The organism is Micromonospora sp. KC207, assembly GCF_004348615.1.
GTDB lineage: Bacteria > Actinomycetota > Actinomycetes > Mycobacteriales > Micromonosporaceae > Micromonospora.
Window position 1 is genome coordinate 1 of the sequence record NZ_SMKJ01000191.1, and the last position, 14,056, is coordinate 14,056.

The following is a 14,056-nucleotide window of genomic DNA, read 5'->3' on the forward strand; positions in this document are numbered from 1 at the left end:
GTGTACGCGGTGGCGTGCGGGGTGGCGGGGAGCGCCGAGGGGCGCCCCGGAAGCTCCGGAGCGCCCCTCGCGATGGTGCGAGCCCGACTCAGGTGGTGGGCAGGCTGACGTTCGCCACGATACCGAGGATGATCATCAGGATGCCGAAGCCGGCACCCACCGCACCGCAGATCAAGCCGGTCTTGGCCTGGCTGTCGTTGCTGGCCAGCCCCTGCGCCGCCTTCTGCCGGCCGAGGTAGCCGGTGACCACGGCTGCGATGCCGACCGGGATGCCCAGGTACAGGCAGCAGGCCAGCGGGATCGACGCGATACCGAGGATCATCGATACCAGGCCGAGGGTGTTGTTCTGCCCCTGCGGCTGCGGGTAGCCGGCGTTCGGGTAGATCGGCGCGGCCCCGTAGGGCTGCTGCTGACCGTACGGCTGCTGCCCGTGGGGCTGCTGCTGACCGTACGGGTCCTGCCCGTACGGCTGCTGCTGACCGTACGGGTCCTGCCCGTGGGGCTGCTGCTGACCGTACGGGTCCTGCCCGTAGGGCTGGCCCGACGTCGGCTGCTGACCGTACGGCGCCTGGGGCGGCGGGGCGTACGGGTCGTTGTACCGCGGCTGGTTCGGGTCGTTGGGCTGCTGGCCGTACGGGTCCTGACCGGGCTGCATGCGTCGACGCTCCTTGACTGAGGGTGCTGTCAGTAGCTGGCGGTGCTGTTGGCTCCACCCATGAGCCCGGCAAGACCACCCAGCGCGCAGCACACGAGGACGACAACGAGCCAGACGATGCCGACGATCAGGGCCCACTTGGACCACTTCTTCGACTCGGCCGCCGCCGCCTGCGCGCCCGCGTAGTCGCCCTGCTGGATCAGCGGGTTGACCTTCGACGCGTTGATGATGGCGGGGATGGCCAGCGGCCAGAACAGGAAGATGGCCACGATGGACATCGTCATGTTGTTATTGATCTGTTGCGGTTGGGGGGCCTGGTAACCGGGCTGCATCCTGCGTACTCCTCATTCCATCGACACACGGCGCGTGTCGCGTCACTGTCGGGTGCGGAACCCGGCCTGCGCCGGACACCGAGCGACCGGCAGCGTACATGGTGCGGGCGACAACGGCGGCCGCCAATTCGCCGGCCGCCGGCCGCCGGTGTCCGGCGGAACGCCGGGCGCGATCTGCCCGCCCACACGTGGTCGGCCCCGGCCTGCCCGATAGGGTGGCCGCGTGACCGAGCCCGCGTCCGTCGCCCGCATCGTCGTCCTCGTCTCCGGCTCCGGGAGCAACCTCCAGGCGCTGCTCGACGCCACCGTCGACCCGGCGTACGGGGCCCGGGTGGTCGCCGTGGGCGCGGACCGGGACGGCATCGCCGGCCTGGACCGGGCTGCCGCCGCCGGGGTGCCGAGCTTCGTCGAGCGGGTGAGGGATCACCCGACCCGGGCGGACTGGGACGCCGCGCTGACCAAGCAGGTCGCCGCGTACCGCCCTGACCTGGTGATCTCCGCCGGCTTCCTCAAGCTGGTCGGCCCGGAGTTCCTCGCCGCCTTCGGCGACCGCTACCTCAACACCCACAACACGCTGCTGCCGGCGTTTCCCGGCATCCACGGTCCCCGCGACGCGCTCGCCTACGGCGTGAAGATCACCGGGGCCACTCTCTTCTTCGTCGACGCCGGGATGGACACCGGGCCGATCGTGGCCCAGGTCGCCGTGCCCGTGCTGGACGACGACGACGAGGAGACGCTCACCGAGCGCATCAAGTCCGCCGAGCGGCGCCAACTCGTCGAGCAGGTCGGTCGGCTGGTCCGTGAAGGTTGGACGATCACCGGAAGAAAGGTCACGGTCCCGTGAGTTCCAGTCAGGACGAGCGCCGCCCGATCCGGCGGGCGCTGGTCAGCGTCTACGACAAGAGCGGCCTGGTCGAGCTGGCCGAGGCCCTGCACGCGGCCGGCGTGGAGATCGTCTCGACCGGCAGCACCGCGTCGGCCATCGCCGCCGCCGGGGTGCCGGTGACCCCGGTGGAGTCGGTCACCGGGTTCCCCGAGATCCTCGACGGTCGGGTCAAGACCCTGCACCCGTCGATCCACGGCGGGCTCCTGGCCGACCTGCGCAAGCAGTCGCACGCCGCCCAGCTCGACGAGCACGGCATCGCCGGCATCGACCTGCTGGTGTCGAACCTCTACCCGTTCCAGGACACGGTCGCCTCCGGCGCCGGCGTCGAGGAGTGCGTCGAGCAGATCGACATCGGCGGCCCGGCGATGGTGCGCGCCGCCGCGAAGAACCACGCGTCCGTCGCGGTGGTCACCGACCCGGCCGCGTACCCGGAGCTGGTGACCGCCCTCGGCGCGGGCGGATTCACCCTGGCCCAGCGCCGGGTGCTGGCCGCCCGCGCGTTCGCCGCCATCGCCGAGTACGACGTGGCCGTGGCCGAGTGGTGCGCGACCACGCTGGCCCCGGACGCCGCCGGGTGGCCGGAGTTCGCCGGGCTGTCGCTGCGCCGCTCGGCGGTGCTGCGCTACGGCGAGAACCCGCACCAGGCCGCCGCCCTCTACGCCGACCCGGCCAGCCCCACCGGACTGGCCCAGGCGGAGCAGCTGCACGGCAAGGAGATGTCCTACAACAACTACGTCGACGCGGACGCCGCCTGGCGGGCGGCGAACGACTTCGCCGACCAGCCGGCCGTGGCGATCATCAAGCACGCGAACCCGTGCGGGATCGCGGTCGGGGCCGACGTCGCCGAGGCGCACCGCCGGGCGCACGCCTGCGACCCGGTGTCGGCGTACGGCGGGGTGATCGCCGCGAACCGGCCGGTGAGTGCGGAGCTGGCCCGTCAGGTCGCCGAGATCTTCACCGAGGTGCTGGTGGCACCGGGCTTCGCCGAGGACGCGCTGGAGATCCTCCGGGCGAAGAAGAACCTCCGGCTGCTGCGCGCCCCGGCGTACGCCCCGCTGCCGGCGGAGTGGCGGCAGGTCACCGGCGGGGTGCTGGTGCAGACGCGCGACGCCGTCGACGCCGCCGGGGACGACCCGGCCAACTGGCGGCTCGCCACCGGCGAGGCGGCCGACGAGACCACCCTGCGCGACCTGGCCTTCGCCTGGCGGGCGGTGCGCGCGGTGAAGAGCAACGCGATCCTGCTGGCGAAGGACGGGGCGACCGTCGGGGTCGGCATGGGTCAGGTCAACCGGGTCGACTCGGCGCAGCTCGCGGTCACCCGGGCCGGCGCCGAGCGGGCCGCCGGCTCGGTCTGCGCCTCGGACGCGTTCTTCCCCTTCGCCGACGGCCCCAAGATCCTGATCGAGGCCGGGGTGCGGGCGATCGTCCAGCCGGGCGGCTCGATCCGCGACGAGGAGGTCGTCACCGCCTGCAAGGAGGCCGGCGTCACGCTGTACCTCACCGGCACCCGCCACTTCTTCCACTGATCCCACCGACCTGCCCGGCTCCGCTCCCCTCGCGACCCCACCGGGTCCGGGGGAGCGGAGCGGGCGGGCGTGAGACGATCTGGGCGTGACGGCGACGATCCTGGACGGCAAGGCGACCGCGGCGGAGATCAAGGACGAGCTGCGGGCGCGGGTGAAGGCACTGGCGGAGCGCGGCATCGTCCCCGGGCTGGGCACGGTCCTGGTCGGGGCCGATCCGGGTTCCCAGGCGTACGTCAACGGCAAGCACCGCGACTGCGCGGAGGTGGGGATCGCCTCGATCCGCCGCGAGCTGCCCACCGACGCCACCCAGCAGCAGGTCGACGACACCCTCGCCGAGCTGAACGCCGACCCGGCCTGCCACGGCTACATCGTCCAGCTCCCGCTGCCCAGGCACCTGGACACCCAGCGGGCGCTGGAGATGATCGACCCCGACAAGGACGCCGACGGCCTGCACCCGGTCAACCTCGGCCGGCTGGTCCTCGGCTACGACGGCCCGCTGCCCTGCACGCCGCGCGGCATCGTCGAGCTGCTCCGCCGGCACGACGTGCCGCTGCGCGGCGCGAACGTCGCCGTCGTGGGCCGGGGCAACACCGTCGGCCGCCCGCTCGGCCTGCTGCTGACCAGGCGCAGCGAGAACGCCACGGTCACCCTCTGCCACACGGGCACGCTCGACCTCGCAGCGCACACCCGCGCGGCCAAGATCGTGATCGTCGCGGCCGGGGTGCCGGGCCTGCTCACCGCCGACATGGTCACCCCGGGCGCGACGGTGGTCGACGTCGGCATCACCCGGGTGATCGGGGCGGACGGCAAGGGCCGCTACACCGGCGACGTCGACCCCGAGGTGGCCGAGGTGGCCGGCAAGGTGGTCCCGATGCCCGGCGGCGTCGGCCCGATGACCCGCGCGATGCTGCTCACCAACGTCGTCGAGCGGGCCGAGCGCGGCTGAGCCGCACCGCCCGGTCCGGGCCTGGCACGGCTGAGCCCGCCGCCGCGGGCGTACCCGGCAACGGTGACGTTCGCCCCATCCCGCCGATGGCCGGTGCCCCTGCCCTGTCTGCCGTCAGGATGACTGATACGGTCCGAAAAACGACTGGTAACAGGGAGTGGGACGACCATGGGTAAGAAGGTCACTGTCGTCGGGGCCGGCTTTTACGGCTCCACCACCGCGCAGCGCCTGGCCGAGTACGACGTCTTCGACACCGTCGTGATCACCGACATCGTGGAGGGCAAGCCGGCGGGCCTGGCCCTGGACCTCAACCAGTCGCGGGCCATCGAGGGCTTCGAGACCAAGGTCGTGGGCGTCACCACCGGCCCGAACGGCGAGGGCTACGAGGCCATCGAGGGCTCGGACGTCGTGGTGATCACCGCCGGCCTGCCGCGCAAGCCGGGCATGAGCCGGATGGACCTGCTGGAGACGAATGCCAAGATCGTCCGCCAGGTCTCCGAGAACGTCGCCAAGTACGCCCCGAACGCCGTGGTCGTCGTCGTGTCGAACCCGCTCGACGAGATGACCGCGCTGGCCCAACTCGCCACCCAGTTCCCGCGCAACCGGGTGCTCGGCCAGGCCGGCATGCTCGACACCGCCCGGTTCACCAACTTCGTGGCCGAGGCCCTCGGGGTGCCGGTGCGGTCGGTGAAGACGCTGACCCTGGGCTCGCACGGCGACACGATGGTGCCGGTGCCGTCGCAGAGCACCGTGGACGGCAAGCCGCTGCGCGAGGCGATGCCGGCCGCGCAGATCGAGGAGCTGGTCGTCAAGACCCGCAACGGCGGCGCCGAGGTGGTCGCGCTGCTGAAGACCGGCTCGGCGTACTACGCCCCGTCGGCCGCCGCTGCCCGGATGGCCAAGGCCGTCGCGGAGGACTCCGGCGAGGTCATGCCGGTCTGCGCCTGGGTCGACGGCGAGTATGGCATCTCCGGCGTCTACCTGGGCGTGGAGGCCCAGATCGGCGCCGAGGGCGTCAAGCGGGTCGTCGAGACCGACCTGGACGTCGACGAGCTGGCCAGCCTCAAGGCGGCCGCCGAGGCCGTCCGCGCGAAGCAGGCCGACGTCGCCAGCATGTGAGCCGCGCGGAAGGGGTGGGCCGGCCGACGCCGGGCCCGCCCTTTCGCCGTTTCCGGCTGCTCCTCGTTGGCGCACGCCAGCTCGGGGTCGATGAGCTGGACCGCCTGCACCAGCAGGTCGCCGGTGACCAGCAGTCGCTCGGGAGCCAGGGAGCCGACGACGGCCCAGCCGACGTGGTCGGAGTGCAGGTGGGTCGGCACGACCGTGCGGACGTCGGCCGAATCGATCCCGGCGGCGGTCAGCTCGGCCGGCAGCCGGGAACGCCTCCTCGCGCGGCTGGAAGAACGCCCCCCCTCCCCGTCGGTGAGGGCGGTGACCGTGATAGACCCGAGGGTGCGGCGCGGTGGCATCCGGCGATGGCGCCGGCGGCCGCCTGTGTCGTGCATCCCGTTTCCCCCGGCCAGGGCGAGGCCGGCTGGGGACTGCGAGCCAGTTTCCAGTACGCTCGTACTGCTTGAGCACGTGTCCCCCGAGAGGAGCGCCGGTCGATGGCGAAGATCAAGGTAAACAACCCGGTCGTTGAGCTCGACGGCGACGAGATGACCCGGATCATCTGGAAGCAGATCCGGGAGCAGCTGATCCTGCCCTACCTCGACGTCGACCTGCACTACTACGACCTCTCGATCCAGTACCGCGACTCCACCGACGACCAGGTCACCATCGACGCCGCCAACGCCATCAAGGAGCACGGCGTCGGCGTCAAGTGCGCCACCATCACCCCGGACGAGGCCCGGGTGGAGGAGTTCGGCCTGAAGAAGATGTGGCGGTCGCCCAACGGCACCATCCGCAACATCCTCGGCGGCGTCGTCTTCCGCGAGCCGATCATCATGTCCAACGTGCCGCGGCTGGTCCCCGGCTGGACCAAGCCGATCATCATCGGCCGGCACGCCCACGGCGACCAGTACAAGGCCACCGACTTCGTCGTCCCCGGCCCGGGCACGGTGACCATCACCTACACCCCGGCCGACGGCTCCGCGCCGGTCGAGATGGAGATCGCCAACTTCCCCGGCGGTGGCGTCACGATGGGCATGTACAACTTCGACGACTCGATCCGGGACTTCGCCCGCGCCTCCATGCGCTACGGCCTGGACCGCGGCTACCCGGTCTACCTGTCGACGAAGAACACCATCCTCAAGGCCTACGACGGCCGGTTCAAGGACATCTTCGCCGAGGTGTTCGAGAACGAGTTCAAGGCCGAGTTCGAGGCCGCCGGCATCAGCTACGAGCACCGGCTGATCGACGACATGGTCGCCGCCGCGCTGAAGTGGGAGGGCGGCTTCGTCTGGGCCTGCAAGAACTACGACGGTGACGTGCAGTCCGACACCGTGGCGCAGGGCTTCGGCTCGCTGGGCCTGATGACCTCGGTCCTGATGACGCCGGACGGCCGTACCGTCGAGGCGGAGGCCGCGCACGGCACGGTGACCCGGCACTACCGGCAGTACCAGAAGGGCGAGAAGACCTCGACCAACCCGATCGCCTCGATCTACGCGTGGACCCGGGGCCTGGCCCACCGGGGCAAGCTGGACGGCACGCCGGCGGTCACCGAGTTCGCCAACACCCTGGAGCAGGTCATCATCGACACCGTCGAAGGCGGCCAGATGACCAAGGACCTCGCGCTGCTCATCTCGCGCGACGCCCCGTGGCTGACCACCGACGAGTTCATGAACGCGCTGGACGAGAACCTGGCGCGTCGGCTGGCCGCCTGATCCAGCCGCCGTACCGACGAAGCCCGCCGGCCGTCCGCCGGCAGGTTTCGTCGCGTTCGCCCCATTGATGCCGTTTCTGCGCCGTCACCGAGGGTGAGGTGGCTCGTTGCGCATGGTGGACGTGGTGCCAGTCGCGTCCAGGGAGGTTGACCGCGGTCACCGCGCGCGCGGCACGGGTGCCGAACAACCAGCCTCCCAGGCTGTCGCACACAGCCAGCCGTCCCTTCCCTGCGGGGGGCCCGTCCCGGGCCCCCCGCGCCCTGTTGCGGTGCGTCGCCGTCGCCGCTGCCCTATTGCTGCTCGCGTGTCTGCCGGCTGTTAACGGGGGACCCCTGCTCTACCGGAAGCGTTAAGCGGGGGCCCCTTCTCTCAGTAGGGCGGCGGCGCGTTCCGGGGCGATGTCGTTGATGAACACCCCCATGCCGGACTCCGAGCCGGCCAGGTACTTCAGCTTGTCCTTCGCCCGCCGGATGCTGAACAGCTGCAGGTGCAGGTGCCCCAGCTCACGGTCGATCCGCACCGGAGCCTGGTGCCAGGCCGCGATGTACGGCATCGGCGCGTCGAACAGCCCGTCGAAGCGGCGCAGCAGGTCCAGGTAGAGCGGGCCGAACGCGTCCCGCTCGGCGTCGTTCAGGGCGGGGATGTCCGGCACCGGCCGGTGCGGGGCGACGTGCACCTCGAACGGCCACCGGGCCGCCGCCGGCACGTACGCCGTCCAGTGCTCGTTGGTCGCCACCACGCGCGTGCCGGCGGCGCGCTCGGCGGCGAGCACGTCGGCGTAGAGGTTGCCGCCGCCGGTGCGCTCGGCGTGCCGGCGGGCCGCGGCGAGCAGCGCCCGGGTGCGCGGCGTGACGAACGGGTAGGCGTAGACCTGGCCGTGCGGGTGGTGCAGGGTCACCCCGATCTCCACGCCCCGGTTCTCGAAGCAGAACACCTGCTCCACTCCGGGCAGCTCGGCCAGCGCCGCCGTCCGGTCGGCGAGGGCGTCCAGCACCGTGCGCACCCGACCCGGCGGGAGGGCGGCGAACGAGGCGTTGTGGTCGTCGGTGAAGCAGACCACCTCGCACCGCCCCTGACCCGGCCGGACCAGGGTGAACGGGGTGATCTCCGCCGGCTCCTCGGCGATCCGCTGACTCAGCGACGGGAACCGGTTCTCGAAGACGGCCACGTCGTAGTCCGGTGCCGGGATCTCGCTGAGCCGGTCGCCCCGGGACGGGCAGAGCGGGCACTGATCGGCCGGGGGAAGGAAGATTCGGGTCTGCCGGTGCACGGCGACCGCCACCCACTCGTCGGTGAGCGGGTCGTACCGTAGCTGGGACGCGGGCGGCGGCGGCGGAAGCTCCCGCCGGTCCGGCTGGTCGCGGACCGCGTCGTCGCGCTCGTCGAAGTAGATCAGCTCCCGGCCGTCGGCCAGCTCGATCGTCGTACGCTTCACTCCGCCGTTCCCTCTCTTGTTGGCGTGGTCGACGTCCGACCCGGTGCCGATTTGCTCGTCGTCTCCGCCCGCCCGACCAGGACCAGCTCGCCCACCCGCTCGCCGAGCACCTGCCGGGCCTCCGGGGCGAGTCGGTCGTCGGTGACCAGCACGTCGGCGGCGTCCAGCTCGATGATCGAGGAGATGCCGACGGTGCCCCACTTGGTGTGGTCCGCGAGCACGACCAGCCGGTCGGCGGCGGCCACCAGGGCCCGGTCGGTCTCCGCCTCCATCAGGTTGGGGGTGGTGAAGCCGGCCCGCTCGCTGATCCCGTGCACGCCGAGAAAGAGCAGGTCCAGGTGCAGCGACCGGATCGCCGCGACCGCGAGCGGCCCGACCAGCGCGTCGGACGGCGTCCGGACCCCGCCGGTGAGCACCACGGTCTGGTCGGTGCGACCACCGGCGTGCAGGATCTCGGCGACCGGCAGGGAGTTGGTCACCACGGTCAGCCCCGGCACGTCGACCAGCCGGCGGGCCAGCTCGGCGGTGGTGGTGCCGGCGGAGAGGGCGACCGCCGCGCCGGGACGGACCAGCTCGGCGGCGCGGGCGGCGATGGCGGCCTTCTCCGGTAGCTGGCGCACCGACTTCGCGTGGAAGCCCGGCTCGTCGGTCGAACCGGGGCCGGCAGTGGTGGCGCCGCCGTGCACCTTGGCGAGCAGGCCCCGCTCGTGCAGCGTGTCGAGGTCGCGCCGGATCGTCATGTCGGAGACGCCGAACTCGGCGGCCAGTTCGGTCACCCGGACGCCGCCGGCGGCGCGGACCCGTTCCAGGATGGCCGCCTGTCGTTGCCGCGCGAGCATCCACACCTCCGAATCCCGCGGCCACCTTTCACGTGGTCGCACGCGTTTCAACAAAGCTGAACACTAGCGCGGCGGGTGGCTGTTTCGGAAGCTGGGACGTAGGGGGCGGTGGGTCCGGCGGGGCTGGTGCACGCGCCACCGCCCGGCCTCCTCGACGGAGGGCCGGGCGGCGACGGCGCAGGTCAGCGGCGAGGTCAGGTGGATTGGAGGCGCGGCTCCACCCAGCCGGTCTCGGTCAGGTGGTGCATCACCGCCTGCACCGCCTCGTCGATCGACATGTCGGTGGTGTCGACCACGACGTCGGCGTCCGTGGGCACCTCGTACGGGTCGTCGATGCCGGTCATGCCGGTGAGTAGGCCGGCCCGGGCCCGGGCGTACAGGCCCTTGCGGTCGCGCTGCTCGCACACCTCGATCGGGGTCGCCACGTGCACCAGCACGAAGCCGGCCCCGGCCGCGTGCGCCATCTCCCGGGCGGTCGTCCGTGCCGTCGCGTACGGGGCGATCGGGCAGCAGATGCCCACCCCCCGGTGCCGGGCGATCTCGGCCGCCACCCAGCCGATCCGCCGGACGTTCAGGTCCCGGTCGGCCTTGCTGAAGGTCAGCCCGGCGGAGAGCTCCCGGCGCACCACGTCGCCGTCGAGCAGGGTCACCGTCCGGTCGCCGTTCTCGCGCAGCACGTCCGCCAGGCCCCGGGCGATGGTCGACTTGCCGGAGCCGGAGAAGCCGGTGAGGAACACCACCAGCCCCCGGTGCCGCCGGGGCGGCCGGGCCCGGACCAGCTCCTTGGCCACGGCGGGCGGGGTGTGCCACTCGGGCAGCGGGAAACCCCGGTCGAGCAGATCGTCGATCTCCGCCTGGCTGAGCGCCAGCCGCCGGTTGCGCGGCGGGATGTCCTCCCGCCAGCGCCACTGCCCGTCCCGGTTGTCGTAGGCCAGCTCGCGGGGGACCAGCACCCGCAGCCCCGCACCGGAGAGCATTTCGCCGGTGGAGAGCAGGTGGGTCACCCCGTACGCGGCGGCCACCCGGGCCTGGAGCAGGGCGTCGCTGATCTCGTCCCGGCGGCGGGCCAGCGGCACCGCGATCAGGGTCGCCGGGGGCATCCGGTCCCGAGCGGCGAAGACCGCCCGCACCAGAGCCTCCGAGGGCAGCCCGTTGATCGTCCCCTCGCTCACCGGGATCATCACCAGCAGGTGCGCCCCCAGGGTGCGGGCCGCGTGGGCGATCTGGGCGAGCTGCGGGCGGTGCAGCGGACGGTCGGCGACCACCCCCAGCACCCGGCCCGGGGGCAGCAGTACCCGGACCTCATCCGGGCTGCGGCGCAGCCGCTGGAACGGGCCGTGGCCGCCGTCGCCGAGCCGGCGCACCGTGCCGCCGACCCCGGCGACCCCCTCGCGAGCCAGCCACACGTCGGTGACCTCCAGCGAGGCCACCGGGGCGCCCTCGCCGTCGGACAGCACCAGCACCCGGCGCGCCGGGTCGGCCGGATCCAGGCCGCCGGCGAGCGCCGCGGGCACCTGGAGGGCCACCGGCACCTGCCACGGCGAGCCGTCCGCGAGCCGCCCCCGCCGACTTACCGAGGCCAGGTCCGCCCGGGTCATGAAGCCGGTGAGCGGCGCGTACGCCCCCGACACCAGCAACTCGAGATCGGCCAGCTCCCCGGGCCGCGGCGTGTACGCCGGCGCGTCCCGAAGCACCTCGTCGGGCAGCACCCACCCGTTGCTCATCGCACCCCCACTTTCTGGCCGGCCCACAGTTTCTCAGCCCGTCGCCGATCGGTCGAGAGTGCCATTCCCATCACTAGGGGTTGACCCCGGCGATGTTTCAGGCGACGGCTCGCAGCGAGGCGGCGCCGAACGAGACGGAGAACCGCTTGCACCAGATCGAGACGCTGGTCAGGGCGGTCAGGTCGGTCCCCGCCGGGATGTCGTACGCCTGATCGCCCCGGTTGCCCTTCAGCCGGCCCAGCTCCACCCAACGGCCGTCGTCGAAGACCCGCCAGCCGGCCGTACCCGGGCGTACGGGCTGATCGGCGAGCCAGACCCGCAGGTCCGGGCCGTTGCTGGTGGTCAGCCCGACGAGTTCGAGGCGGTACCTGCCGTCGGCGGTCCGGACAATCCGGGCGCTGCCCGAGGTGTCGTGCTCGTGGGTGACGAAGTCGCCCCGGCTCACCACCATGGGCCCGGCCGGGCCGGTGGTGGGGGAGCCCGGGCCGGTCGCGGGCGCGCCGGCCGGGCCCGGTGTGCCCGCCCCGGCCGGGGCGGTGGTGGCCTCGACGGCCGAGAGCATCTCGTCGACCTCGGTGTCGGTGACCAGCTTCCAGGGCTGGAACCAGGCCAGGCCGAAGGCGGCCCCGGCGGCGATCACGGCGACCGCGACCCAGGTCAGCGGCTTGTGCAGCAGGCGGGCGATCATGCGTCCAGTCTTCCCTGGCCGCCGCCGGCCGGCACCGGGCGGGCCGGTTACGGAAGCCTTACCGCCGCGCCGGCGATCGTCACCTGCCTTTCCACGGCTCATCCGTGGGTCGCCTGGGCGCCACTACGGCGACCGGTCCACGACAGTGGGGAAAGGTAGGGCTGGCCGGATGGCTCCAGCCCGAGCGCCCCGGCAGGCTGGGACCATGGTGGCGGACACGGGCCGGGCGGCGCCCCGGCGGTCGTACCCGAAGATCTTGCGGCACTGGGCGACCAGCCTGGCGGTCGCCGGCGTGGCCACAGCGGCGACCACTTCGCTCGCCCAGACGACCGGCCGGTTCCACTGGTGGGCGGGCTTCGTCCTGGTCCCCGGGGCGCTGGTCTGTGCCGGCGGCGGGGCGCTGCTGGCGCGCGGCGGCGGCCGGGCCTTCGCCGGGTACGTCGTCGGCTGCGTCGGCCTGTTGGTCTTCACGGTCGGGACGCTGCTGATGACCGGCACGACGGGCCGGGGCTGGCCGGTGCTGGTCATGCTGCCGTGCCTGGCGGTCGCCGGCACCTACCTGTGGCGGCCGACCGACCCGCTGGCGCGTGGGCTGCACCGGACGGTCGCCCTGCTGGCCCTGGCCGGCACGGGGGTCGGGGTGACCCTGATGCTGATCCGCAACCGGGTGGTCGACCCTGGGGAGACGCACTGGTGGGGCGGCTTCGTGCTGCTCGCCGGCGTGATCATCGGCGGGAACGCCGTCGAGCTCGCCCGGCACCGGATGCCGTACCGGCTCCAGGCGGTCACCCTGCTGCTCGGGCCGGCCGTGGTCGCCGCCCTGCTCGGCGTACGCATGCTACGCGGCTGGTGACACAGCGCAGGCGACGACCAGTTCCGGGGTGCGACCCGGCAGCAGGTCGAGCCTGCCGATCCGCCCCGCAGCCCGCACGTCGCCCGCGACCAGCATCAGCCGGTCGAGCAGGTCGGCCGGGCCGAGCGCCTCCGCGACGCGGGACCTCCGCCTGCATCGACAACTTTCGCTCCGACTTGGCGCGGCGCACCTGACCCAGCGCGTCGGCGGCCAACCGCAGCAGCCCCGGGTCGCCCTCGCCCCGGATCGCCCGGTCCACTTCGTACGTGGTGGGCCACGGGGCGCGGTGCACCGACCCGTACCGCCACCAGGACCACACCTCCTCGGTGGCGAACGGCAGCACCGGGGCGAACAGCCGCAACTGGACCGACAGGGCGGTGGCCAGCGCCGCCCGCGCCGAGTCGCCCCCCGGCCCGGTGCCGTAGGCGCGTTCCTTGACCAGCTCGATGTAGTCGTCGCAGAACCGCCAAAGAACGACTCGGCCGCCTGCAACGCGCCCGTGTGGTCGTACCCGTCGAAGGCGGCCGTGGCGGCGGCGACCACGCCGGACAGCTCGGCGAGCATCGCGGTGTCCAGCGGCTCGGTCGCCGGGGCGCGCAGCGCGTCGGCCGCGCCCAGCCCGAGGGCGAACCGCGAGGCGTTGAGCAGCGGGAGGCGGCTCGCCGGACGGGTCGACCGGGAGCGCCGACTCGTCCGGTGTGAGAGGGTGGGTGAAGTCCGGCTCGCCAGTGTCGTCGAGCCGGTACCACACCGGGACCGGCACCCCGAAGAAGCGCTGCCGAGGCTGACCAGCCAGTCACCGGTAAGCCCGCCCACCCAGTGTTCGTAGCGGCTGCGCATGTGCCCCGGCACCCAGTTCAGCTCGCCGCCCCGGGCCAGCAGCTCCGCGCGCAGGCCGGCGTCGCGGCCCCGTTGCGCAGGTACCACTGCCGGGTGGAGACGATCTCCAGCGGCCGGTCGCCCTTCTCGTAGAACTTCACCGGGTGCACGACCGGGCGCGGCTCGCCCACCAGGTCGCCCGCGGCGGCGAGCAGCTCCACCACCCTCCGCCGGGCACCGGCCACGGTCTGCCCGGCCAGCGCCGCGTACGGCTGCGCCGGCACGCCGGTTGGCGGCTCCGGCAGCAGCCGGCCGTCGCGGCCGATCACCACCCGCGTGTCGAGCTGAAGCTCACGCCACCAGGTCACATCGGTCAGGTCGCCGAACGTGCACACCATCGCGACGCCCGTGCCCTTGGCCGGGTCCGCCAGCGGGTGCGCGCGCACCGGCACCTCGACGGAGAAGACGGGGGTACGCACCACCGCGCCCACCAGGTCCGCGTAGCGCTCGTCGTCGTGGTGGCAGACC

The 14,056-nt window shown here is 72.9% G+C and carries 12 protein-coding genes and 1 pseudogene; 6 read left to right on the top strand and 7 right to left on the bottom strand.

Annotated elements, in window-relative coordinates; translation table 11 throughout:
- Positions 1-88: 88 nt before the first annotated feature.
- On the bottom strand, positions 89-655 hold the full coding sequence (locus tag E1258_RS21910) for a DUF4190 domain-containing protein (protein WP_132404413.1): 567 nt from the start codon (positions 653-655) through the stop codon (positions 89-91).
- A 29-nt stretch (positions 656-684) separates the two neighbouring features.
- A complete protein-coding gene (locus E1258_RS21915) occupies positions 685-939 on the bottom strand; it encodes a CD225/dispanin family protein (protein WP_232290128.1) in 255 nt (84 codons plus the stop codon).
- Between the two features lie 271 nt (positions 940-1,210).
- Between E1258_RS21915 and purN the strand changes: the two genes are divergently transcribed.
- From purN to E1258_RS21945, 5 genes are all read left to right on the top strand, one after another.
- Positions 1,211-1,831 carry a phosphoribosylglycinamide formyltransferase gene (gene purN, locus E1258_RS21920; RefSeq protein WP_132404416.1) on the top strand — a complete coding sequence of 207 codons (621 nt, stop codon included), beginning with the start codon at positions 1,211-1,213 and terminating at the stop codon, positions 1,829-1,831.
- The gene (gene purH / locus E1258_RS21925; RefSeq protein ID WP_132404418.1) at positions 1,828-3,399 is read left to right on the top strand and encodes a bifunctional phosphoribosylaminoimidazolecarboxamide formyltransferase/IMP cyclohydrolase; all 1,572 of its coding nucleotides are present in this window, start codon (positions 1,828-1,830) and stop codon (positions 3,397-3,399) included. Before purN ends, purH begins: the two co-directional genes overlap by 4 nt.
- Positions 3,400-3,484: 85 nt before the next feature.
- Positions 3,485-4,345, top strand: coding sequence for a bifunctional methylenetetrahydrofolate dehydrogenase/methenyltetrahydrofolate cyclohydrolase (locus tag E1258_RS21930; RefSeq protein ID WP_132404421.1), 861 nt, complete (start codon positions 3,485-3,487; stop codon positions 4,343-4,345).
- A 168-nt stretch (positions 4,346-4,513) separates the two neighbouring features.
- The gene (locus tag E1258_RS21935) at positions 4,514-5,464 is read left to right on the top strand and encodes a malate dehydrogenase (RefSeq protein ID WP_132404424.1); all 951 of its coding nucleotides are present in this window, start codon (positions 4,514-4,516) and stop codon (positions 5,462-5,464) included.
- A 488-nt stretch (positions 5,465-5,952) separates the two neighbouring features.
- Positions 5,953-7,170, top strand: coding sequence for an NADP-dependent isocitrate dehydrogenase (locus tag E1258_RS21945; RefSeq protein ID WP_007072901.1), 1,218 nt, complete (start codon positions 5,953-5,955; stop codon positions 7,168-7,170).
- A 349-nt stretch (positions 7,171-7,519) separates the two neighbouring features.
- Here the strand turns inward: E1258_RS21945 and galT are convergent, their stop codons facing one another.
- The 4 genes from galT to E1258_RS21965 form a co-directional block, all read right to left on the bottom strand.
- The gene (gene galT, locus E1258_RS21950; RefSeq protein ID WP_132404427.1) at positions 7,520-8,605 is read right to left on the bottom strand and encodes a galactose-1-phosphate uridylyltransferase; all 1,086 of its coding nucleotides are present in this window, start codon (positions 8,603-8,605) and stop codon (positions 7,520-7,522) included.
- Entirely contained in the window at positions 8,602-9,444 is an 843-nt protein-coding gene (locus E1258_RS21955; RefSeq protein ID WP_132404430.1) for a DeoR/GlpR family DNA-binding transcription regulator, read from the bottom strand. The genes galT and E1258_RS21955 overlap by 4 nt, the downstream gene beginning before the upstream one ends.
- Before the next feature lie 194 nt (positions 9,445-9,638).
- Positions 9,639-11,168 carry an adenylyl-sulfate kinase gene (gene cysC / locus E1258_RS21960; RefSeq protein ID WP_132404433.1) on the bottom strand — a complete coding sequence of 510 codons (1,530 nt, stop codon included), beginning with the start codon at positions 11,166-11,168 and terminating at the stop codon, positions 9,639-9,641.
- Positions 11,169-11,265: 97 nt separating this feature from the next.
- Positions 11,266-11,856: a DM13 domain-containing protein gene (locus tag E1258_RS21965; protein ID WP_132404435.1), complete on the bottom strand. Its 591-nt coding sequence runs from the start codon at positions 11,854-11,856 to the stop codon at positions 11,266-11,268.
- A gap of 205 nt (positions 11,857-12,061) precedes the next feature.
- Between E1258_RS21965 and E1258_RS21970 the strand changes: the two genes are divergently transcribed.
- On the top strand, positions 12,062-12,709 hold the full coding sequence (locus tag E1258_RS21970; RefSeq protein WP_243715614.1) for a hypothetical protein: 648 nt from the start codon (positions 12,062-12,064) through the stop codon (positions 12,707-12,709).
- On the opposite strand, the pseudogene E1258_RS21975 reads toward E1258_RS21970, so the two are convergent.
- A pseudogene (locus E1258_RS21975) lies at positions 12,695-14,056 on the bottom strand (class I tRNA ligase family protein); the annotation flags it as partial. The gene E1258_RS21970 and the pseudogene E1258_RS21975 overlap by 15 nt on opposite strands.